Origin of the sequence: Actibacterium sp. MT2.3-13A (assembly GCF_018139985.1) — a bacterium.
In the GTDB taxonomy this organism is placed as follows: Bacteria; Pseudomonadota; Alphaproteobacteria; order Rhodobacterales; family Rhodobacteraceae; genus JAGSOU01.
In genome coordinates, this window is sequence record NZ_JAGSOU010000012.1 from 26,322 (window position 1) to 46,834 (window position 20,513).

Below are 20,513 nucleotides of genomic sequence, written 5' to 3' on the forward strand. Positions count from 1 at the left end.
GGAGGGGGCGTGGCGCGCGGGGGCGCATGCACGGGGCATAGGGCCTTCCTATGAAACCCGGCTTGGACGCACGGCGCGGCGATGCGTTAACCTTTGACGCGTCCGGGACGCGGACGCAGGCGGCGCGGGGGCGGGAGGCGCAGAACGATGACGGCGGGGCGGATTGCCGAAGAGGGCGCGCGGCTATTGGGCGAGGGGCTGGCGGGTTGGCGCGCGCTGGCGGGCGGCGACCTGAGCCGGGTGGTGAGGGCGCGGCTGTCCTCGGGGCGCGAGGCGATCTTCAAGACCGGCCCCGCGCCTCGGGTCGAGGCGGAAATGCTGCGCGCGATCCGCGCGGCAGGCGTGCCGGCGCCGGAGGTGCTGGGCGCCTCGGCGCGGGTGCTGGCGCTGGAGGCGCTGGCGGATGCGGGCGGCCTGCGCGGGGCGGGCTGGGAGGCGCTGGGCGCTGCTGTCCGGCGTCTGCACGGCGCGACCGGGGCGGGCTATGGCTGGCCGGAGGATTACGCCTTCGGCGCGGTGGCAATCCGCAACGCGCCCTGCGACGACTGGCCCGGGTTCTGGGCCGAGCGGCGGCTGCTGACGGAGGCGGGGGCGCTTCCGCCGGAGTTTTCGCGGAGGCTGGAGCGGCTGGCGCGGGCGTTGCCCGAACGCCTGCCGGCGCGGCCTGCGCCCGCGCTGCTGCATGGCGATCTGTGGGCGGGGAACGTGCTGGCCGCGCCCGGCGGGGGGCTGAGCGGTCTGATCGATCCGGCCAGTTCTTACGGGCATGGCGAGGTGGATCTGGCGATGCTGCATCTTTTCGGCAGCCCCGGCACGGGGTTTGCGGCGGGCTATGGCGCGGCGGATCCGGGTGTGGCGGAGCGCCGCCCGATCTATCAGCTCTGGCCCGCGATCGTGCATGTGCGGCTGTTCGGGGCGGGGTATCTCGGGCTGCTGGACCGGCTGCTCGGGGATTGCGGGGTATGACGGGGCGCGCGGGCAAGTGGTCATCCGTCGCCCGGGCGTCAGCCCGGGCCGCGCCCACCCCAACCCCGGAGCGGGCGCGGCCCTCTGTCACTGTCTAGGTGCCTGCCTCAGCGCACCATGCCCACGATCTCGTAGGTCCTTTCGAGGATCGGCGCGGCGATCTCGCGGGCGCGCATGGCGCCGCGGCGCAGGATCATGTCGATCTCGGCCGGGTCCTGCATCAGCCGCGACATCTCGGTCGAGATCGGCTCCAGCTTGGCCACGGCGAGATCGGCCAGCGAGGGCTTGAAGGTGCCGAATTGCTGGCCGGCATGTTCGGCGATCACCTGCTCGGGGGTCAGATCGGCGAGGGCGGCGTAGATGTTGACCAGGTTGCGCGCCTCGGGGCGGCCTTCCAGCCCCTCGATGCTGTCGGGCAGCGGGTCGGGGTCGGTCTTGGCCTTGCGGATCTTCTTGGAGATCGCGTCGGCGTCGTCGGTCAGGTTGATCCGGCTCATGTCCGAGGGGTCGGATTTCGACATCTTCTTGGAGCCGTCGCGCAAGGACATCACCCGCGTCGCAGCGCCCTCGATCACCGGCTCGGTCACGGGGAAGAAATCGACGCCGTAATCGTTGTTGAACTTGATGGCGATGTCGCGGGTCAGCTCGACATGCTGTTTCTGGTCCTCGCCCACGGGAACGTGGGTGGCGTGGTAGATCAGGATGTCGGCGGCCATCAGCGCGGGATAGGCGAAGAGCCCCAGCGAGGCGTTCTCGGCGTTCTTGCCGGTCTTGTCCTTGAACTGGGTCATGCGCTTCATCCAGCCCATGCGGGCCACGCAGTTGAATATCCAGGCGAGCTGGGCGTGCTCGGCCACCTGGGACTGGTTGAAGAGGATGGACTTCTCGGGCTCGACGCCAGAGGCGAGGAAACCCGCGCAGAGCTCGCGCGTGGCATGGGCCAGCTTGTCGGGGTCCTGCCAGACGGTGATCGCGTGCAGGTCGACCATGCAATAGATCGTCTGCATGCCGCCCGTGTCCTGCATCTCGGCAAAGCGTTTCAGCGCGCCGAGATAATTGCCGAGGGTCAGGCCGCCCGAGGGCTGGATGCCCGAAAAGACGCGAGGAGTGTGGACCACCTCTGTCATGTCTGCGTTCTCCGTCTGGAATTTCATGCAAGGCTCGCTTACCCATGCAGGGCAAGCCCGTCAACCGAAGGCCCCCAGATGCAGCATGATCCCGACGCCCCGCCCCTCAACCCGCTGCCGCCCGTGGTGTGGCTGCTGGCGCTGCCGATCGCGGCGGTGGAGTTGATGTTCTACGCCGGGGCGCACCGGCTGGTCGGCGGGGCAGGCGCGGTGGGCTGGCGTCTGTCGGCGATGCAGGATTACGCCTTTTCGGGCGAGATCCTCGACTGGATGCTGGCCACCGGGCGCTTTCCGCCCGAGCATCTGCTGCGCTTCGTCGCCTATCCTTTCGTGCACGCCAATTTCACCCATGCGCTGTTCGTCGTGGTCTTCATCCTGGCGCTGGGCAAGATGGTGGGCGAGGTGTTCCGCGCCTGGGCGGTGCTGGCGGTGTTCTTCGCCTCGGCCATCGTGGGGGCGGCGGCCTACGGGCTGTTGCTCGACGATCCGGTGCCGCTGGTGGGCGGGTATCCGGGCGTCTACGGGCTGATCGGGGCGTTCACCTTCCTGCTGTGGGTGAACCTCGGGGCGGTGGGGGCAAACCAGTACCGAGCCTTCAGCCTGATTGGCTTCCTGCTGGGTATCCAGCTGCTGTTCCGCCTGCTCTTCGGTGGCAGCAACGACTGGGTGGCCGATATCGCGGGCTTTGCCACCGGCTTCGTACTGTCCTTTGTGGTCAGCCCGGGGGGCTGGGGGTTGTTGGTGGCGCGGCTGCGCCGGCGCTAGGGGCGAAGGGCGGCGCGCAACGCCTCTGCTGGGACAAGCCGCCGGCCGCGCGTTCCGCCGCCCGGCGATTTGGCGCAGCCGGTTCTGCCCTTGCGCCCGGGAGGTCAGTCCGGGCCGCACCCGACCCGCCCCGCGGGAGGGCGCCGCCCTTCGAACGGAAGCGGCGCCGCCTGTCCGATGCAAACGAGCCGCTAACCCCGGCGGAAGGCCTGGCGGAAATCCGACAGGCGGAAGGCGCCGATCAGGTGGCCGAGGCCGAAATAGCTGACCATCCCCAGCCCGACCAGGAGGAGCAGCGCGAGGTAGCGCTGCGCGCCCGGCGCGAACAGCGGCGCCAGCGCCGCCTGCCCCGCCAGCAGGCAGGCCCCCATGAGCAGCGAGGCGATCACGATGCGCGGCGCGCGGCGGGTCAGGCGCGCGTCCAGCGTCGCCGCCGCCCCCATCGCGCGCGAGCCGAGCCACAGCTGCACCACCATCGCCCAGGCCGCCAGCGTCGTGCCCAGCGCCGCGGCGATGAAGCCGATCACCGGCGCCAGCCCCAGCGCCAGCGCCGCGTTCACCGCCATCGCGATCAGAGCGTAATAGAAGGGCCGCCGCGTGTCCTCGCGCGCGAAATAAAGCGGCTGGAGCACCTTTTGCAGAACGAAGGCGGGCAGGCCCGCGCCGTAGACGGCGACGGCCAGCGCGGTGGGCGCGGTGTCGGCGGCGGTGAAGGCCCCGCGCTCGAACAGCACCGAGATCAGCGGCACCGGGATCGTCACCAGCGCCACCGCCGCCGGCACGGTCAGCGCCAGCGAGAACTCGGTCGCGCGGCTGAAGGAATGGCGCCCGCCGGCCTCGTCCCCGGCCTTCAGCCGGCGTGAGAGATCCGGCAGCAGCACGACGCCGATGGCGATCGCCACCACCCCCAGCGGCAGCTGATACAGCCGGTCGGCGTTGTAGAGCCAGGACACGGCGGAGTCGAAATAGGAGGCCACCTGCCGCCCGATCAGCAGGTTCAGCTGCACCACCCCTCCGGCAAGCGCGGCGGGCGCGGCGATCCGGGCCAGGCGCTTCAGTTCGGGCGTCACACGCGGTCGGTGCGGCAGCAGCCGGAACCCCGCCGCCCGCGCCGCCCACCACACCAGCGCCATTTGCGCGACCCCCGCCACGGGCACCGCCCAGATCAGCGCCAGCGCGACGTCGGCGCCCATTCTGGCCGCGGCCACGATGGCCGCGATGAAGATCACGTTCAGCAGCACCGGCGCGGCAGCGGCGGCGGCGAAGCGCCCGGTCGCGTTCAGCACCCCCGAGAACAGCGCCCCCATCGAGATGAACAGGATGTAGGGAAAGGCGATGCGCCCGTAGAGCACCGTCAGGTCGAAGGTCGCGCTGTCGCGGAAGCCGCTGGCCATCGCCAGCACCAGCCAGGGCATCGCCAGCTGCGCCGCCAGCGTCAGCACGATCAGCAGAGCCGCCAGAGCCGACAGCGCGTCGCGGGCGAAGCCCTGCGGATCGTCGCCCGATTCCAGCCGCTTGGAGAACATCGGGATGAAGGCCATGTTGAACGCGCCCTCGGCGAAGAAGCGCCGGAACAGGTTGGGCAGCGAAAAGGCGATGACGAAGGCCTGGTGCGCCGGGCCCGTGCCCAGCCAGGCCGCGATCAGGATGTCGCGCACGAAGCCGAGGATGCGGCTGGCCAGCGTCCAGCCTCCCACGGTCAGGAACCCCTTGATCAGGCGGATCGGCTGCATCAGCGTTCGGCCCGCTCGGCGCCGCGCTGGATCGCCTGGCGCAGTTTCTCGGCCAGCGCGGCCTGCTTGGCCTTGGAGTGCAGTTTCAGCCCGAACATGTCCTTGACGTAGAAGGTATCGACCACCTGCGCGCCGAAGGTCGCGATCACGGCGGAGGCGATGTAGATGTTGTTATGCGCCAGCGCCCGGGTCAGGTCGAACAGCAGGCCGGGGCGGTCGCGGGTATCGACCTCGATGATGGTGTAGATCTCTGAGCCCTCGTTGTCGAAGCTGATCGAGGTCGGGAACTGGAAGCTGCGCTCGCGCTTTTTCAGCTTGTCGCGGTCGGCCAGTTTCTCGCGCGGGACGATCTCGCCCTTCAGGGTCTTGTCGATCATCTGCCGCAGGCGGGGCAGGCGGCTGGCCTCGTAGGGGGCGCCCTCGCCGTCCTGGATCCAGAAGGCGGCGGTGGCATAGCCGTCCTTGGAGGTGTAGGTGCGCGCGTCCACGACATTGGCGCCGACCAGCGCCAGCGCGCCCGCGAGCCGCGAGAAGATGCCGGGATGGTCGGACAGCGCGAAGCAGACCCGGGTGGCGTCGCGGTCCTCGTCCTGGGTCAGGTCGATGCGGATCTCGTCATCGGCGATGCCACGCAGCAGCCTGGCGAAGACCGCCTGGCTTTCGGTCTGCAGGCCCTGCCAGTAGGGGCCGTAATGGCGGGCGATCTCGGCGCGCAGTTCCTTCTTGTCCCAGTCGGAGAGCGCGTCGCGCAGGGCGCGCTTGGCCTCGGCCTCGCGCTTTTCGACGTTGAGCGCCTCCAGCCCCTTGTCCAGGGCGTCCGCCGTCTGCTCGTAGAGCGTCCGCAGAAGCTGCGCCTTCCAGTTGTTCCAGGTGCCGGGGCCGACGCCGTTGATGTCGCAGACCGTCAGCACGGACAGCAGGTTCAGCCGCTGCTTGGTCTTCACCAGCTTGGCGAAGTCGCGCACCGTGCGCGGGTCGGAGATGTCGCGTTTCTGCGCCATGTCCGACATCAGCAGGTGATAGCGCACCAGCCATTCCACGGTGTCGCATTCGCGCGGTTTCAGCCCCAGCCGCGGCGCCACCTTGCGCGCGATCTGGGCGCCGAGGACGGAATGGTCCTCCGGCCGGCCCTTGCCGATGTCATGCAGCAGCAGCGCGACATAGAGCACCTTGCGATTGACGCCCTCCTTGAGGATCTGGCTGGCGATCGGCAGCTCCTCGACCAGTTCGCCGCGCTCGATCTTGGAGAGATGCGAGATGCACTGGATGGTGTGCTCGTCCACCGTGTAGTGGTGGTAGACGTTGAACTGCATCATCGCCACGATCGGCTCGAACTCGGGGATGAAGGCGGCGAGCACGCCCAGCTCGTTCATCCGCCGCAGCGAGCGTTCGGGATTGCCGTGTTTCAGCAGCAGATCGAGGAAGATGCGCTGCGCCTCCTTGTCGGCGCGCAGCTCGTCATCGATCAGGTGCAGATGCGCCGAGATCGCCCGCATCGCGTCGGGATGGATCAGGGTGCCGGTCCTCAGCGCCTCCTCGAACAGGCGCAGGATGTTCAGCCGGTCGTCGAAGAAACTTTCCTCGTCCTCGATGCTCAGCCGGTTCTGGACGATCACATAGCCTTGCTTGGCGCGGCGGCGGCGGCGGAACAGGCCCAGGAGTTTTGGCTCGCGCTTGACATGGCTGGCCTCAAGCGCGGTCAGGAAGATGCGGGTGAGGTCGCCGACATGGGTGGCATGGCGAAAATAGTCCTGCATGAAATGCTCGACCGCGCGGCGCCCGCCCTTGTCCTCGTAGCCCATGCGCTCGGCCACCTCGATCTGCAGGTCGAAGGTCAGCTGGTCCATCGCCCGGCCGTTGACCAGGTGCAGATGGCAGCGCACCGCCCAGAGGAAGTTCTCGGCCCGGCGGAACTGGTCCAGCTCCTCCTGGGTGAACACGCCCAGTTCGACCAGATCGCGGGTGTGCTCTACCTGGTGGACGTATTTCGCGATCCAGAACAGTGATTGCAGGTCGCGCAGCCCGCCCTTGCCTTCCTTGACATTGGGTTCCAGCACATAGCGCTGGCCGCCCTGTTTCTTGTGCCGATCGGCCCGCTCGGCCAGCTTGGCCTCGACGAAATCGGCGGCGGTGGTGCTGAAGAGGTCGCGCCACAGCGTCTCCTTCAGCGCCTCGGCCAGCGGCTGGTGCCCGCCAAGGAAACGGTGCTCCAGCAGGGCGGTGCGGATGGTGTAATCCTCGCGCCCCAGCCGCAGGCAGTCCTGCACGGTGCGCGTGGAATGGCCGACCTTCAGCCGCAGGTCCCACAGGATGTAGAGCATGGTTTCCACCACGCTCTCGGCCCAGGGGGTGACCTTGTAGGGGGTCAGGAACAGCAGGTCCACGTCCGAGAAGGGCGCCATCTCGGCCCGGCCGTAGCCGCCCACCGCCAGCACCGCGATGCGCTCGCCCTCGGTGGGGGTGGGCAGCGGGTGCAGCCGCTGCGTGGCGAGGTCCAGAACCGCGCCCACCAGGCAGTCGGTGAGATAGGCGTAGGCGCGCACCGTCGGGCGCGCGGCGAAGGGCTGCTCGGCGAAGGCGGCGGCGATGGCGGCGGTGCCGGATTTGCGCGCCTGCCGGAGCAGCCGGACGGCGGCGTCGCGCACCGCGCGGTTGTCGGCCTCGGGGCCGGCCTCCTGCACCAGCGCGGCCTCGAACCCCGCGCGGTCGAAGATCTCGTCCGGCGGGCAGATCAGTTTTTCGGGCGCGAGCGCGGGGGAGAGCGGCCGGGTGGCGGGCTCAGAACCCGGCGCCGCCGAAGCTTCTTGGGGCAGGATCAATCACAAACACCTGGTTGTCGCGGATTTCGGCGACCGCGAGGCCGCGCTCGTTGGTGCCGTCCTGACGCAACCGGAAGATGCCGTCAACACCGACGAAGCCCGAGGGCTGGGTCAGCGCGGCGGCGGTCAGGGCGTCGCGGTTGCCCTGCCGGACCAGCGCGCCGATGGCGGCGATGCCGTCATAGGCCAGCCCGGCGATCGGATGCGCACCCTCGCCGAAGGCGGTCTCGTAGCGGGCGCGGAAGCGGTCGTTCAGCGCCGGGTCGGGCAGCGCGAACCAGCCGCCCTGCACGCCGGGCAACGCCAGGGTGCTGGCCGGGATGTCCCAGCGGGTCAGGCCGATGAACTTGGTGGTGTCGGTCTTCACGCCGTTCTCGGGCAGCAGCTGCGCCAGCAGCGGCAGCGCGCCCGAGGTGTCGGCGGTCAGAAACAGCGCGTCGGGCTGGTTTGCGTCCACCGCCTCGGTGATGGCGGGGATCGCCTGCACCACGCCGTTCTGCGAGAATTCGTAGGAGGCGGTGCCGGCGCGGATTGCGCCGGCATTGTAGATCGCGCGCTGGATGGCCTCGCGCCCGGTCTCGCCGGCGACGGTCTGGTCGTGCACGATCATGATCCGGCTGCGGCCCTCCGCCTGCGCGTAGCGCACCAGCCGCTCGGCGGTGTTGTCGAAGGTGCGCCCCAGCACGAAGACATTGCCGCCCGCGATCCCGGTGTTGTTGGAAAAGCTCAGCACGTTGACGTTGCGGCTGGCCGCGGCGAGGCCCGCTGCATTGGCGGCCTGGGCATAGACCGGGCCGAGGATGATCTTGGCGCCGTCCGACACCGCCTCGCGCGCCACCTGGCCCGCCCGCCCGGCGTCGCCCGCGGTGTTGTAGACGCGCAGGTCGATTGCGACCCCGTCCAGATCCGAGATCGCCAGCCGCGCCGCGTTCTCCAGGCTCTTGGCCAGCAGCGCGTCGCCCGGCTGGTCCGAGCCGCCGGGCACCAGCAGCGCCACCGGAACCGGGGCGCGGGTGTCGATGCTGGGGCCGGTGCCGCCGCCGATCGGTCCGGGCTGGCAGGCGGCCAGGGCCAGTGCCCCGGCGACAAGGGCGAGACGCGCCAGCGACTTGCGGGCGGAACGCAAAACGGCAAACATGGTGGTCATCCTCACTCCCCCGGGGCATGGGCTGTCTGGTCACCGGGACAGTAAGCATTTCGCCCCTCCAAGTAAACGTCAGACAACGGAGCCCTCCGCGTGGAAATCCAGACCAAGCCGCTTGCCCCCGGGCTCTATTTCGTGGCCACCCCGATCGGGTCGGCCCGCGACATCACCCTGCGCGCGCTGGATATCCTGGCCAGCGCGGACGTGATCGCCGCCGAGGACACGCGCACTGCAAAGCACCTGATGCAGATCCACGGCGTCACCTTGGGCGACCGGCCGGTGATCGCCTATCACGACCACAGCGCGGCCGGCCTGCGTGACCGGATCGTGGCGATGATCGCCGAGGGCAAATCGGTGGCCTATGCCAGCGAGGCTGGCACGCCGCTGGTGGCCGATCCGGGTTTCCAGTTGGGACGCGCGGTGATCGCGGCGGGCCTGCCGGTGACCACCGCACCGGGCCCCTCGGCGGTGCTGGCGGCGCTGACGGTCTCCGGCCTGCCCAGCGACCGCTTCCTGTTCGCCGGCTTCCCGCCGGCGGCGAAAGGGCAGCGGGCCCGGGCCCTGGCGGAACTGGCGTCGATCCCGGCGACGCTGGTGCTCTACGAATCGCCGAAACGCGTTCACCGATTGTTAGGGGAATTGGGCGAACATTTCGGAACGGAGCGGCAGGCGGTGGTCTGCCGGGAGCTGACCAAACGGTTCGAAGAGGTGACGCGCGGCACGCTGGCCGAGCTGGAGGAGGCTTTCGCGGATCGGGCGGTGAAAGGCGAGATCGTGGTGCTGGTGGACCGGGCGCCGGCGCCGGTGGCGGACGCGCGATCGCTGGAGGAAGCGCTGCGCGCGGCCCTGCCGGGCAAATCGGTCAAGGACGCCGCGGCCGAGGTCGCCGCGGAACTGAACCTGCCGCGCCGGCAGGTCTACCAGGAGGCGCTGAAGCTGGCTGGCGACGCGTGAGGGCCAGGCCCTGACGTGGCGGAGATTCGGAAAGGCGGGAGGATACGCAATGACGAGCGGGCGAGGCATGAGGGGCACGACCTCCTATCACGCTGGGCGGGTGGCCGAGGACACGGTCGCCGAACGCTACAGGCGGCAGGGGCTGGTGATCGCGGGTCGGCGGTGGCGCGGCGCCGGGGGCGAGATCGACCTGATCGCGCGGGACGGCGATGCGGTGATCTTCATCGAGGTCAAGAAAAGCCGAAGCCATGCGCGGGCCGCCGAACGGCTTGGCCAGCGCCAGATTGCCCGGCTCTTCTCCGCAGCGTCCGAGTTCCTTGCCGGCGAGCCGAAGGGGCAGTTGACCGAGGCGCGGTTCGACGTGGCGTTGGTCGACGGCATGGGGCAGGTGGAGATTCTGGAAAACGCGCTGGTGGCCTGACGGCAACTCGGAGATTGCAACCCGGCGCCGGGTCGGCCATGTAAAGCCTGAACCGAGGAGGGCTTTGCATGAAGCTGAAAGTCGCCATCCAGATGGACCCCATCGAGGGCATCGACATCAACGCCGACAGCACGTTCCGTCTGGCCGAAGAGGCGCAGGCGCGCGGGCATGAGCTGTTCTATTACCTGCCGGACAATCTCTACTGGAACGACGGGCGGGTCATGGCGCGGGGCTGGCCGCTGACGGTGCAGCGCGTGGCGGGGGCGCATTTCACGCTGGGCGCGGAGGCCGATGTCGATCTGGCCGGTTTCGACGTGGTGTGGCTGCGCCAGGATCCGCCCTTCGACATGGGCTATATCACCACCACGCATCTGCTGGAGCGGGTGCATCCCGAGACCCTGGTGGTCAACGACCCGTTCTGGGTGCGCAACTTCCCCGAGAAGCTGCTGGTGCTGCAATTCCCCGAGCTGATTCCGCCGACCCTGATCGCGCGGGACCTGCTGACCATCCGTCAGTTCAAGGAACTGCACGGCGACATCATCCTCAAACCGCTCTACGGCAACGGCGGCGCGGGGGTGTTCCGCCTCGATCCGAGCGACCGCAACCTCTCGTCGCTGCACGAGCTCTTCTCCAGCCTCAGCCGCGAGCCGCTGATCGCGCAGAAATTCCTGCCCGATGTCTCGAACGGCGACAAGCGCATCATCCTGGTGGATGGCGCGCCGGTGGGGGCGATCAACCGGGTGCCGGCGCGCGGCGAGACGCGGTCGAACATGCATGTGGGCGGCCGGCCGGAAAAGACCGGTCTGACCGAGCGTGACCTGGAGATCTGCGCGGCCATCGGGCCGACGCTGCGCGAGCATGGCCAGATCTTCGTGGGCATCGACGTGATCGGCAGCTGCCTGACCGAGATCAACGTGACCTCGCCCACCGGCATCCAGGAACTGGAGCGTTTCGACGGCGTGAACATCGCCGAGAAGGTCTGGCAGGCGATCGAGGCCAGGCGCGCCTAACCGCCCACCGCGAGGCGGAAGCTGACCGCCTCGGCCACATGCGGTTTGCGCACCGCCTCCGACCCGTCGAGATCGGCGATTGTGCGCGCCACCCGCAGCACCCGGTGATAGCCCCGTGCCGACAGGCCGAAGCGTTCGGCCACGCGGGCCAGCAGCGCGCGCCCCTCGGCATCGGGGGTGGCGATCTCTTCCAGCAGGCGGCCCTCGGCATCGGCGTTCACCCGCGCGGCCCCGGCGCCCGCGAAGCGCGTCGCCTGCACGGCGCGGGCGGCGGCCACGCGCGCGGCCACCTCGGCCGAGCTGTCGCCCGATTCGGGCAGGTCGAGATCGGTGTAGGCCACCGGCGGCACCTCCACCCGCAGGTCGAAGCGGTCCATCAGCGGGCCAGAGATGCGACCGAGGTAATCCTCGCCGCATTGCGGCACGCGGGCGCAGGCGCGCGCGGCATCGGCCATGTGGCCGCAGCGGCACGGGTTCGCCGCCGCTACAAGCAGGAAACGGCAGGGATAGCGCATATGCGCGTTGGCGCGAGAGACCACGACCTCTCCGGTCTCGATCGGCTGGCGCAGGGTTTCCAGCACGGCGCGGGGGAATTCGGGGAATTCGTCCATGAACAGCACGCCGTTATGGGCCATGGAGATTTCGCCCGGTTTCGCGCCGCGCCCGCCGCCGACGATGGCGGCCATGGAGGCGGTGTGATGCGGCTCGCGGAAGGGGCGCACGCGGGAGATGCCGCCCTCCTCCAGCAGGCCCGAGAGCGAGTGGATCATCGAGGTTTCCAGCGCCTCGGCCGGCGTCAGCGGTGGCAGGATGCCGGGCATCCGCGCGGCCAGCATGGATTTGCCCGAGCCCGGCGCGCCGACCATCAGCATGTGGTGCCGCCCCGCCGCGGCGATCTCCAGCGCGCGCTTGGCCCGTTCCTGGCCCTTCACGTCGCGAAGGTCGCGCCCGGCCGTGGGCGCCATCACCTCGCCCGCCTCGGCCGGCGCCAGCGGCGACTGGCCGGCAAAGTGGCGCACCACCTCGCCCAGCGATCCGGCGGCCAGCACCTGCGTGGCGCCGACCCAGGCGGCCTCGGCCCCGCAGGCGCGCGGGCAGAGCAGCGCCCGGTCGGCCTCGGCCGCGGCCATCGCGGCGGGCAGCGCCCCCAGCACCGGCACCAGCGAACCGTCGAGCGACATCTCGCCCAGGGCCACGGTGCGCTCCACTTCGTCGCGGGGCACGACGTCGAGCGCGGCCAGCAGCGCCAGCGCGATCGGCAGGTCGAAATGCGAGCCCTCCTTGGGCAGGTCGGCGGGCGAGAGGTTGACGGTGATCCGTTTCGAGGGCAGCGCGATGGACATCGCCGTCAGCGCCGCGCGCACCCGGTCGCGCGCCTCGCTCACCGCCTTGTCGGGCAGGCCGACGATGGAAAAGGCGGGCAGCCCGGCGGTCACGGCGCATTGCACCTCGACCAGCCGCGCCTCGACCCCTTCGAAGGCCACTGTATAGGCCCGCGCAACCATCCGCCCCTCCGTCGTTGCCTTGGTTAACGGCTACGGCGGAACAGGTTTAGGAATGGTAAATTTCCGGGCGGGCATTTCAGGGCGCGGCATCGCCGTGCCAGGTCGGCGCGGGGCAGGCCGGCGCTATCGCGCGCCTTGGCGCCGTCGGAGGGCCACGCCATGCGCCCGGGGCGGCGCGATCACAAATCGATGATTTGTGCGCGTGCCCCGCATGGATGATGATTCAATTGATCCGAAAGGATCCTGGGCCCGTATCCCCACAGAGCGAAACCACAGGGGGGAAGCCGATGCCGCTGGATATGCAATCCGAGACGTCCCTGTCCCGCACAGCGATGAAGGCCGAGCTGCTGGATGCGGAGACCGAGCTGCAACTCGCCTATGCCTGGCGCGACCACCGCGACGAGGCCGCGCTGCACCGGCTGGTCACGGCCTACATGCGGCTGGCGATCTCGATGGCGGCAAAGTTTCGCCGCTACGGCGCGCCGATGAACGACCTGATCCAGGAGGCGGGGCTGGGCCTGATGAAGGCCGCGGACAAGTTCGACCCCGATCGCGGGGTGCGTTTTTCGACCTATGCGGTGTGGTGGATCAAGGCCTCGATCCAGGACCATGTGATGCGCAACTGGTCGCTGGTGCGGACCGGCTCCACGTCCAGCCAGAAATCGCTGTTCTTCAACTTGCGCCGGGTGCAGGCGCGGCTGGAGCGCGAGGCGAGCGCCCGCGGCGAGGAGCTGGATCGCCACCAGCTGCGCCAGTTGATCGCGACCGAGGTCGGCGTCTCGCTGGCCGATGTCGAGATGATGGAGGGGCGGCTGTCGGGCACGGACTTCTCGCTGAACGCGGCGCAGGCCAGCGACGACGAGGGGCGAGAGTGGATCGACACGCTGGAGGACGACGGCGTTCAGGCCGCCGAGCAGGTGGAGGCGGCGCATGACCTCGACCGGCTGCGCGGCTGGCTGGTCTCGGCGATGTCGGCGCTGAACGCGCGCGAGCGGTTCATCGTGACCGAGCGCAAGCTGCGCGAGGAGCCGCGGACACTGGAAAGCCTCGGCCAGGAGCTGGGCCTGTCAAAGGAGCGCGTCCGCCAGCTGGAGGCCGCGGCCTTCGTCAAGATGCGCAAGAGGCTTGAAGCGATCAGCCCCGAGGTGCATCAGTTCTTCGCATGAGGAACGCGCTTGTATTCGCGGCGGCGCTGGCCGCCGCGCCCGCCGGGGCCGGCCAGATCGACGCGCCGGCGCTGGGCGACCTGCCCGCCGCCGACGTGGTCGTGCTGGGCGAGGTGCATGACAACCCCATCCATCACGCGAACCAGGCGCGGGCTGTGGCCGCCCTCGCCCCCTCGGCGCTGGTCTTCGAGATGCTGACGCCGGAGCAGGCGGCGCGGGTCACGCCCGGGCTGCGCGCCGACCGGGCGGCGCTGGGCGCCGCGCTGGGCTGGGACGGCACCGGCTGGCCCGATTTCGCGCTCTACCACCCGATCTTCATCGCCACGGACGCCGCGATTTACGGCGCGGCGCTCCCGCGCGCGTCGGCGCGCCGGGCGGTGGAGCGGGGCGCCGCGGAGGTGTTCGGGGCGCAGGCCGCGGCCTATGGCCTGTCCGATCCGCTGCCCCTGGCGCAGCAGCGTGCGCGTGAGGATTTGCAGCGCGAGGCGCATTGCAACGCCCTGCCGGAACCGCTGTTGCCCGGCATGGTCGAGGCGCAGCGCCTGCGCGACGCGGCGCTGGCCCGCGCGGTGGTGCAGGCGCTGGCAGAGACCGGCGGCCCGGTCGCCGTGATTACCGGCAACGGCCATGCGCGGCGCGACTGGGGCCTGCCGGCCGCGCTGGCCAGGGCGGCGTCGGATCTGACCGTGATCTCCGTCGGCCAGCTGGAGCAGGCGCCCGAGGCCGGCGCGCCCTATGATTTCTGGCTGGTGACACAGCCTGCGGAACGCGACGACCCCTGTGCCGGGTTCAAGTCCGACTGAGCTTGCCCCGCCCCGCGCCGCGCCCTAGACATTGGGCAGGAGTTGCGAAAGGGGCCCCCATGCTGGCAGGCAAACGCATTCTGTTGATCATCGGCGGCGGGATCGCGGCGTTCAAATCGCTCGACCTGATCCGCCGCCTGCGCGAGCGCGGCGCATCCGTCACGCCGGTTCTGACTCGCGCGGGCGAGGAATTCGTCACGCCGCTGTCGGCCTCGGCCTTGGCGGCCGAAAAGGTCTATCGCGACCTGTTCGACCTGACCGACGAGGCCGAGATGGGCCATGTCGAGCTCTCCCGCGCCGCCGACCTGGTGGTGGTGGCCCCCGCGACGGCCGACCTGATGGCCAAGATGGCGGGCGGGCATGCTGGTGATCTGGCCTCGACCCTGCTGATGGCCACCGACAAGCGGGTGCTGATCGCGCCCGCCATGAACGTGCGGATGTGGGAGCATCCCGCGACCCGGCGCAACCTTGCCACTTTGCAGGGCGACGGCATTCTGGTCGTCGGCCCCGAAGAGGGCGCCATGGCCTGCGGTGAGGTCGGCCCCGGCCGCATGGCCGAGGTGCAGCAGATCGTCGAGGCGATCGAGGGGGCGCTGTCCGATGGGCCGCTCAGCGGCAGGCGTGTGATCGTCACCTCGGGCCCCACGCATGAGCCGATCGACCCGGTGCGCTATATCGCCAACCGCTCGTCGGGCGCGCAGGGCACGGCGATCGCGCGGGCGCTGGCGGCGCTGGGGGCCGATGTCACCTTCGTCACCGGCCCGGCCAGCGTGCCCCCGCCGCAGGGTGTGCGCGTGGTCCGGGTGGAGACCGCGCGTCAGATGCTGGCGGCCGTCGAGGGGGCACTGCCCGCCGACGCCGCCGTCTTTGCCGCCGCCGTTGCGGACTGGCGCGTCGCCAACGCCACCGACAGCAAGATGAAGAAGACCAAGGGCGGGCTGCCCGCGCTGGAATTCGCCGAGAACCCCGACATCCTGGCCACGGTCAGTGCGATGGGCGCGGGGCGTCCGTCCCTCGTGGTGGGCTTCGCCGCCGAGACCGACGACGTGATCGCCCATGCGAAGGCCAAGCGCGAACGCAAGGGCTGCGACTGGATCGTGGCCAATGACGTCTCGCCCGGGACCGGCATCATGGGCGGGGCCGAGAACGCGGTGACCCTGATCACCGCCCAAGGCGCCGAGGACTGGCCGCGTATGGGCAAGGACCAGGTGGCGCAGCGGCTGGCCGCCAGGATCGCGGAGGCGTTGGCATGACCGCCCCGGTGATCCGCATCCTGCACGAGGGTTGGGCCGATCTTGAGGTCCCGCTGCCCTCTTACGAGACCGCGGGTGCCGCGGGGGCCGATATCCGCGCCAACCTGCCGCCCGAGATCCGGGAGGAGGGGCTTACCCTGCAGCCGATGGAACGCGCTCTCGTGCCCACGGGCCTGCGCGTGGAGATCCCGGCCGGCTTCGAGATGCAGATCCGCCCGCGCTCGGGCCTCGCGCTGAAACACGGGATTTCCCTGCCCAACACGCCCGGCACCATCGACAGCGATTACCGCGGCCCGCTGGGGGTGCTGCTGATCAACCTCGGCGCCGCGCCCTACACGGTGCATCACGGCGACCGGATCGCCCAGATGATCGTGGCCCCGGTGGTGCAGGCGCGGTTCGAACTGGCCGACGACCTTAGCGAGACCGCGCGCGGGCAGGGCGGCTTCGGCTCGACGGGGCGGCGGTGATGGCGCTGGTTCTGGCGCTGGCCGCGGGGCTGTGGGGGCTGGGCGTGCTGCTCAGGGCGCCCGTGCGGGCGCGGCTGATCATGATCGGGCTGCTCTATCTCGGCGTGCTCGTGGCGCAGCTGGCGCTGCCCGAGGGCCATGCGCTGCGGCAGGCGACGGGCGGCAACGCCCAGAGCTGGCTGGCGCTGGGCGTGATCGCGGCGCTGGTGGCGGGCTATGTGGCGATCCTGCGGCTGCTGCGCCGCCGCGCCCAGCCGGCCGCGCCCGAACCGGCCGAGGAGGGCCCCTTCCGCGCGGCCGAGCTGGAGCGTTACGCCCGCCACATCATCCTGCGCGAGATCGGCGGGCCGGGGCAGATGAAGCTGAAGAACGCCAAGGTTCTGGTGATCGGGGCCGGCGGCCTCGGCTCGCCGGCGCTGCTCTATCTCGCGGCGGCGGGGGTGGGCACCATCGGCGTGGTCGACGACGACAGGGTGGACGCATCGAACCTGCAGCGGCAGGTGATCCATACCGACGACCGGCTGGGCATGCCCAAGGTGTTTTCCGCCGCCGAGCAGATGCGCGCGCTGAACCCCTTCGTCGAGATCCGCCCCTATGACCGCCGCCTGACCTGGGACGAGGCGGCAAGCCTTTTCGCCGAATATGACCTGATCCTCGACGGCACCGACAATTTCGACACCCGCTTCATGGTCAACCGCGCGGCGGTGGCGGCCGGAAAGCCGCTGATCGCCGCCGCGATCACCCAGTGGGAGGGGCAGATCAGCCTCTACGATCCCTCCGGCGGCGCACCCTGTTACCAGTGCATCTTTCCGCAGGCGCCCGCCCCGGGGCTGGCGCCCAGCTGCGCCGAGGCCGGCGTGATCGGCGCGCTGCCCGGGGTGGTCGGGTCGATGATGGCGGTCGAGGCGATCAAGGAGATCACGGGCGCGGGCGAGAGCCTGCGCGGGCGGATGCTGTTCTACGACGCGCTTTACGGCGAGAACCGGCAGGTGCGGCTGAAACGGCGCGACGATTGCCCGATCTGCGGCGCGGGCGGCTGAGGACGGGAGCCTCCGGCGGGAGTATTTGCGCCAAGAAGAAGGGGGGCTGGACCTTTCTTCCGGCCGGGCCTAGCTGTTGGGGCAAAGGAGATTCCGATGACCAACCCGCTGCTCGCCCCGTGGACCACGCCGTTTGAAATTCCGCCCTATGCCGAGATCTCGGACGCGGATTTCGGGCCCGCGCTGGAGGCGGCGCTGGCAGAGGCGCGGGCCAATGTGGCCGCGATCGCGGAGAACCCCGAGGCGCCCAGCTTCGCCAATACCATCGAGGCGCTGGAACTGGCCGACGCGGCGCTGGGGCGCGTTCTGGGCGTGTTCTATTCGGTTGCGGGCGCCGACAGCAACCCTGCGCGCGAGGCGTTGCAGCGGGAGTTCGCGCCGAAACTGGCGGCCTATTCCTCGGACGTGACGCTGAACGCGGCGCTGTTCGCGCGGGTCGAGGCGCTGTGGGCGGGGCGCGCGGCGCTGGGTCTGGACGAGGAACAGGCGCGGGTGCTGATGCTGACGCGGCGCGGCTTCGTGCGGGCGGGCGCGCGGCTGGAGGGCGCGGCGCGCGACCGGCTGCGCGGGATCATGGCGCGGCTGTCGGTGCTGGGCACGCAGTTCACGCAGAACCTGCTGGCTGATGAGCGCGAATGGTTCATGGAACTTTCCGAGGCCGATCTCGAGGGGCTGCCCGGTTTCGTGGTGGCCGCCGCCCGCGCCGCGGGGGCGGAGAAAGGCGCGGAGGAGCCGGTTGTCACGCTGTCGCGGTCGCTGATCGTGCCCTTCCTGCAATTCTCGCCCCGTCGCGAACTGCGTGAGAAGGCCTTCCGCGCCTGGGGCGCGCGCGGGGCCAACGATGGCGAGACCGACAACCGAGCCATCACCGCCGAGATCCTGAAGCTGCGCGAGGAGCGCGCGCATCTGCTGGGCTATCCCGATTTCGCCAGTTTCAAGCTGGAGACCGAGATGGCCAAGACGCCCGCCCGCGTGCGCGAATTGCTGATGCAGGTCTGGCGACCCGCCCGCGCCGCGGCCGAGGCCGACGCGGAGGATCTGGAGCGGATGATGCACGAGGACGGCGTCAACGGCCGGCTGGAGCCCTGGGACTGGCGCTATTACACGGAACGGCAGCGCAAGATCCGCCATGACCTCGACGAGGCGGAACTGAAGCCCTACCTGCAGCTCGACCGGATGATCGAGGCGGCGTTCGCCTGCGCCAACCGCCTGTTCGGGCTGGAATTCGCGCCGCTCGACGTGGCGCTATACCACCCCGACGCGCGGGCGTGGGAGGTGACGCGGGACGGGGCGCATCTGGCGGTCTTCATCGGCGATTATTTCGCGCGCGGCTCGAAACGCTCGGGCGCGTGGTGTTCGGCCAGTCGGTCGCAGAAGAAGCTGGGCGGGGCGGTGCGGCCCGTCGTGCACAACGTGTGCAACTTCGCCAAGCCCGCGGCGGGGGAGCCGGCGCTGCTGTCCTATGACGACGCGCGGACGCTGTTCCACGAATTCGGCCACGCGCTGCACCAGATGCTGTCGGACGTGACCTACGAGTCGATCTCCGGCACCTCGGTGGCGCGCGATTTCGTGGAACTGCCCAGCCAGTTGTTCGAACATTGGCTGGAAGTGCCCGAGGTGCTGGCCGAGTTCGCCACCCATGCCGAGACGGGCGCGCCCATGCCCAAGGATCTGCTCGACCGGCTGCTGGCGGCGGCCAGCCATGACATGGGGTTCCAGACGGTGGAATACATCGCCTCGGCTCTGGTCGACCTGGCCTTTCACGAGGGCGCGGCGCCGGCCGACCCGATGGAGCGAGAGGCCGAGGTCCTGGCGGAAATCGGCATGCCGCAGGCCATCGCCATGCGCCACGCCACGCCGCATTTCGCCCATGTCTTTGCCGGGGACGGCTATTCCAGCGGCTATTACAGCTACATGTGGTCCGAGGTGATGGATGCCGACGCCTTCGAGGCCTTCGAGGAGGCCGAGGGCGCCTTCGACCCGGAGGTCGCCGAGCGGCTGGAGCGGTTCATCCTTTCGCGGGGCGGCGCGCGCGAGGCAGAGGAGCTTTACACCGCCTTCCGCGGCCGCCTGCCGGGGGTCGAGGCGCTGCTGAAGGGGCGCGGCCTGCTGCCTGCGTAAGGCGACGGCCGCTCAGCCCCGCAGCAGATCGCTCAGGCTGCGCCCCGCGTCGATCAGGATCTGTTTGTAGGTGTCGTAATTGGCGCGCGCGTCTTCCTTCGGCGCGACGATGCAGAGGGTCGCCACGCATTTGCCCGCCTCGTCATAGACCGGCGCGGCAAAGCAATGCGTGAAGGAATCGACGATGCTGTCGAAGGAGAAGAAGCCCTGCCTGCTTGCCGCGCGGACTTCGGCGAGGAAGGCGTCCCGATTCATCCGCTCGCCGCTTGGCAGGGTGAAATCCTCGGGCGGGATCAGGGTCAGGATCTCCTCGTCGGCCATGCCGCCGAGCAGCAGCCGGCCGGAGGCCGTCCAGGGGATCGGCGTCCGTTCCCCGACATCGGCGCTGATGCGGAACGGGCGGCTGCCCTCGCACATCATCGCCACGGTGTATTTCTCGCCGTCGAGCATGCAGAACTGCGAGGTCTCGGAGGTTTGCGCCGTGATCTCCTTGAGCAGGACGCCGGCTTCGCGCGCCAGGTCGAAATGCTCCTGATAGGCGAGCCCGAGGAAATAGAGCCGCCGGCCGAGAAAGACATTGCCCTGGCTGTCGACGGTTTCCAGCATGCCGTGTTCGACCAGCGTCGCCACCAGGTCGTAGACGGTGGATTTCGGCGCGCCCAGCGCCTGCGCGATCTCGCCTGGGCGCTGCGGGTGCTTGACCGCGCGCAGGTGGTCGAGAATGTCGAACGCGCGGTCGATGCCGCGCGCCCGCTTTCGCGCGTTCAGATCCTTCATGGCTCACTCCTTCCGGCGGCCGGAAAGGGGAGCCGGCGACAGATCACGGTTTGCGATAGGCGATGCAATCGACCTCGACCTTGCAGTCCACCACCATGGCGGACTGGACGCAAGCCCGCGCCGGGGGATGGTCGCCGAAATACTGCTCGAACACGCCGTTGAAGCTCCAGAAATCGCGCGGATCGTCGAGCCAGACGCCGACCCGCATGATGTCCTCGACGCCGTAGCCCGCGTCCTTGACGATCTGCAGCATGTTCTCAATGGCGATCTTCGACTGTTCGACGATGCCATGCCCGGCGATCTCGCCGTCGCGCATGGGGGTCTGGCCGGAAACATAGAGCCAGCCGTCGGCCTGCGTCGCCTTGGCGAAGGGCAGCGCCCGCTGCCCGCTGCCTTTTCCTTCGCCGACACCGTATCGCTTGATGGTCATGTGGGTTCTCCT

The 20,513-nt window shown here is 69.8% G+C and carries 18 protein-coding genes; 11 read left to right on the forward strand and 7 right to left on the reverse strand.

Going from position 1 to position 20,513, the window contains the following annotated elements; translation table 11 throughout:
• The first annotated feature begins 147 nt into the window (after positions 1-147).
• Positions 148-966 (forward strand): fructosamine kinase family protein, encoded by an 819-nt coding sequence (locus tag KCI33_RS11940; protein WP_212525027.1) that lies wholly within the window; start codon positions 148-150, stop codon positions 964-966.
• A 107-nt stretch (positions 967-1,073) separates the two neighbouring features.
• Here KCI33_RS11940 and trpS read toward each other — a convergent pair whose 3' ends face one another.
• A complete protein-coding gene (gene trpS, locus KCI33_RS11945; RefSeq protein WP_212525028.1) occupies positions 1,074-2,093 on the reverse strand; it encodes a tryptophan--tRNA ligase in 1,020 nt (339 codons plus the stop codon).
• A gap of 78 nt (positions 2,094-2,171) precedes the next feature.
• On the opposite strand from trpS, the gene KCI33_RS11950 reads away from it, so the two are divergent.
• A complete protein-coding gene (locus tag KCI33_RS11950; protein WP_212525029.1) occupies positions 2,172-2,858 on the forward strand; it encodes a rhomboid family intramembrane serine protease in 687 nt (228 codons plus the stop codon).
• A 191-nt stretch (positions 2,859-3,049) separates the two neighbouring features.
• On the opposite strand, the gene murJ is transcribed toward KCI33_RS11950, so the two are convergent.
• From murJ to KCI33_RS11965, 3 genes are read right to left on the reverse strand one after another with little or no spacing between them, the layout of a single operon-like run.
• On the reverse strand, positions 3,050-4,591 hold the full coding sequence (murJ, locus tag KCI33_RS11955; protein WP_212525030.1) for a murein biosynthesis integral membrane protein MurJ: 1,542 nt from the start codon (positions 4,589-4,591) through the stop codon (positions 3,050-3,052).
• A complete protein-coding gene (locus KCI33_RS11960; RefSeq protein ID WP_212525031.1) occupies positions 4,591-7,410 on the reverse strand; it encodes a [protein-PII] uridylyltransferase in 2,820 nt (939 codons plus the stop codon). Before KCI33_RS11960 ends, murJ begins: the two co-directional genes overlap by 1 nt.
• The gene (locus KCI33_RS11965; RefSeq protein ID WP_212525032.1) at positions 7,370-8,548 is read right to left on the reverse strand and encodes a penicillin-binding protein activator; all 1,179 of its coding nucleotides are present in this window, start codon (positions 8,546-8,548) and stop codon (positions 7,370-7,372) included. Before KCI33_RS11965 ends, KCI33_RS11960 begins: the two co-directional genes overlap by 41 nt.
• A gap of 99 nt (positions 8,549-8,647) precedes the next feature.
• Here KCI33_RS11965 and rsmI point away from each other — a divergent pair, with 99 nt between their 5' ends.
• The 3 genes from rsmI (at position 8,648) to gshB (ending at position 10,939) form a co-directional block, all read left to right on the forward strand.
• Positions 8,648-9,508, forward strand: a complete 861-nt coding sequence (gene rsmI / locus KCI33_RS11970) for a 16S rRNA (cytidine(1402)-2'-O)-methyltransferase (RefSeq protein WP_212525033.1) — start codon at positions 8,648-8,650, stop codon at positions 9,506-9,508.
• Positions 9,509-9,575: 67 nt separating this feature from the next.
• Positions 9,576-9,929, forward strand: a complete 354-nt coding sequence (locus KCI33_RS11975; RefSeq protein WP_212525109.1) for a YraN family protein — start codon at positions 9,576-9,578, stop codon at positions 9,927-9,929.
• Between the two features lie 68 nt (positions 9,930-9,997).
• Positions 9,998-10,939: a glutathione synthase gene (gene gshB / locus KCI33_RS11980; protein WP_212525034.1), complete on the forward strand. Its 942-nt coding sequence runs from the start codon at positions 9,998-10,000 to the stop codon at positions 10,937-10,939.
• On the opposite strand, the gene KCI33_RS11985 is transcribed toward gshB, so the two are convergent.
• Positions 10,936-12,444 (reverse strand): YifB family Mg chelatase-like AAA ATPase, encoded by a 1,509-nt coding sequence (locus KCI33_RS11985; RefSeq protein ID WP_212525035.1) that lies wholly within the window; start codon positions 12,442-12,444, stop codon positions 10,936-10,938. The genes gshB and KCI33_RS11985 overlap by 4 nt on opposite strands.
• Before the next feature lie 287 nt (positions 12,445-12,731).
• Here KCI33_RS11985 and KCI33_RS11990 point away from each other — a divergent pair, with 287 nt between their 5' ends.
• The 6 genes from KCI33_RS11990 to KCI33_RS12015 all read left to right on the forward strand — a co-directional run bounded on the left by KCI33_RS11990 (position 12,732) and on the right by KCI33_RS12015 (position 19,294).
• A complete protein-coding gene (locus KCI33_RS11990; protein ID WP_212525036.1) occupies positions 12,732-13,610 on the forward strand; it encodes an RNA polymerase factor sigma-32 in 879 nt (292 codons plus the stop codon).
• Positions 13,607-14,413 carry a ChaN family lipoprotein gene (locus tag KCI33_RS11995; RefSeq protein WP_212525037.1) on the forward strand — a complete coding sequence of 269 codons (807 nt, stop codon included), beginning with the start codon at positions 13,607-13,609 and terminating at the stop codon, positions 14,411-14,413. Before KCI33_RS11990 ends, KCI33_RS11995 begins: the two co-directional genes overlap by 4 nt.
• A 59-nt stretch (positions 14,414-14,472) precedes the next feature.
• Positions 14,473-15,666, forward strand: coding sequence for a bifunctional phosphopantothenoylcysteine decarboxylase/phosphopantothenate--cysteine ligase CoaBC (coaBC, locus tag KCI33_RS12000; protein ID WP_212525038.1), 1,194 nt, complete (start codon positions 14,473-14,475; stop codon positions 15,664-15,666).
• Positions 15,663-16,133 carry a dUTP diphosphatase gene (dut, locus tag KCI33_RS12005; RefSeq protein ID WP_212525039.1) on the forward strand — a complete coding sequence of 157 codons (471 nt, stop codon included), beginning with the start codon at positions 15,663-15,665 and terminating at the stop codon, positions 16,131-16,133. Before coaBC ends, dut begins: the two co-directional genes overlap by 4 nt.
• Entirely contained in the window at positions 16,133-17,173 is a 1,041-nt protein-coding gene (locus KCI33_RS12010) for a HesA/MoeB/ThiF family protein (RefSeq protein ID WP_212525040.1), read from the forward strand. The genes dut and KCI33_RS12010 overlap by 1 nt, the downstream gene beginning before the upstream one ends.
• 96 nt (positions 17,174-17,269) lie before the next feature.
• Positions 17,270-19,294, forward strand: coding sequence for a M3 family metallopeptidase (locus tag KCI33_RS12015; RefSeq protein WP_212525041.1), 2,025 nt, complete (start codon positions 17,270-17,272; stop codon positions 19,292-19,294).
• A 12-nt stretch (positions 19,295-19,306) separates the two neighbouring features.
• On the opposite strand, the gene KCI33_RS12020 is transcribed toward KCI33_RS12015, so the two are convergent.
• Entirely contained in the window at positions 19,307-20,071 is a 765-nt protein-coding gene (locus KCI33_RS12020) for an IclR family transcriptional regulator (protein ID WP_212525042.1), read from the reverse strand.
• A 43-nt stretch (positions 20,072-20,114) separates the two neighbouring features.
• Positions 20,115-20,501 (reverse strand): RidA family protein, encoded by a 387-nt coding sequence (locus KCI33_RS12025; protein ID WP_212525043.1) that lies wholly within the window; start codon positions 20,499-20,501, stop codon positions 20,115-20,117.
• Between the last annotated feature and the right edge of the window lie 12 nt (positions 20,502-20,513).

Excerpts from the sequence above, each read along its gene's own strand:
- KCI33_RS11990 (WP_212525036.1), top strand. The coding sequence starts at position 12,732 with ATGCCGCTGGATATGCAATCCGAGACGTCCCTGTCCCGCACAGCGATG.
- KCI33_RS11950 (WP_212525029.1), top strand. The coding sequence starts at position 2,172 with ATGCAGCATGATCCCGACGCCCCGCCCCTCAACCCGCTGCCGCCCGTG.
- KCI33_RS12015 (WP_212525041.1), top strand. The coding sequence starts at position 17,270 with ATGACCAACCCGCTGCTCGCCCCGTGGACCACGCCGTTTGAAATTCCG.
- coaBC (WP_212525038.1), top strand. The coding sequence starts at position 14,473 with ATGCTGGCAGGCAAACGCATTCTGTTGATCATCGGCGGCGGGATCGCG.
- KCI33_RS12025 (WP_212525043.1), bottom strand. The coding sequence starts at position 20,501 with ATGACCATCAAGCGATACGGTGTCGGCGAAGGAAAAGGCAGCGGGCAG.
- gshB (WP_212525034.1), top strand. The coding sequence starts at position 9,998 with ATGAAGCTGAAAGTCGCCATCCAGATGGACCCCATCGAGGGCATCGAC.
- dut (WP_212525039.1), top strand. The coding sequence starts at position 15,663 with ATGACCGCCCCGGTGATCCGCATCCTGCACGAGGGTTGGGCCGATCTT.
- murJ (WP_212525030.1), bottom strand. The coding sequence starts at position 4,591 with ATGCAGCCGATCCGCCTGATCAAGGGGTTCCTGACCGTGGGAGGCTGG.
- KCI33_RS11965 (WP_212525032.1), bottom strand. The coding sequence starts at position 8,548 with ATGTTTGCCGTTTTGCGTTCCGCCCGCAAGTCGCTGGCGCGTCTCGCC.
- KCI33_RS12020 (WP_212525042.1), bottom strand. The coding sequence starts at position 20,071 with ATGAAGGATCTGAACGCGCGAAAGCGGGCGCGCGGCATCGACCGCGCG.
- trpS (WP_212525028.1), bottom strand. The coding sequence starts at position 2,093 with ATGACAGAGGTGGTCCACACTCCTCGCGTCTTTTCGGGCATCCAGCCC.
- KCI33_RS11995 (WP_212525037.1), top strand. The coding sequence starts at position 13,607 with ATGAGGAACGCGCTTGTATTCGCGGCGGCGCTGGCCGCCGCGCCCGCC.
- KCI33_RS11975 (WP_212525109.1), top strand. The coding sequence starts at position 9,576 with ATGAGGGGCACGACCTCCTATCACGCTGGGCGGGTGGCCGAGGACACG.
- KCI33_RS12010 (WP_212525040.1), top strand. The coding sequence starts at position 16,133 with ATGGCGCTGGTTCTGGCGCTGGCCGCGGGGCTGTGGGGGCTGGGCGTG.
- KCI33_RS11940 (WP_212525027.1), top strand. The coding sequence starts at position 148 with ATGACGGCGGGGCGGATTGCCGAAGAGGGCGCGCGGCTATTGGGCGAG.
- KCI33_RS11985 (WP_212525035.1), bottom strand. The coding sequence starts at position 12,444 with ATGGTTGCGCGGGCCTATACAGTGGCCTTCGAAGGGGTCGAGGCGCGG.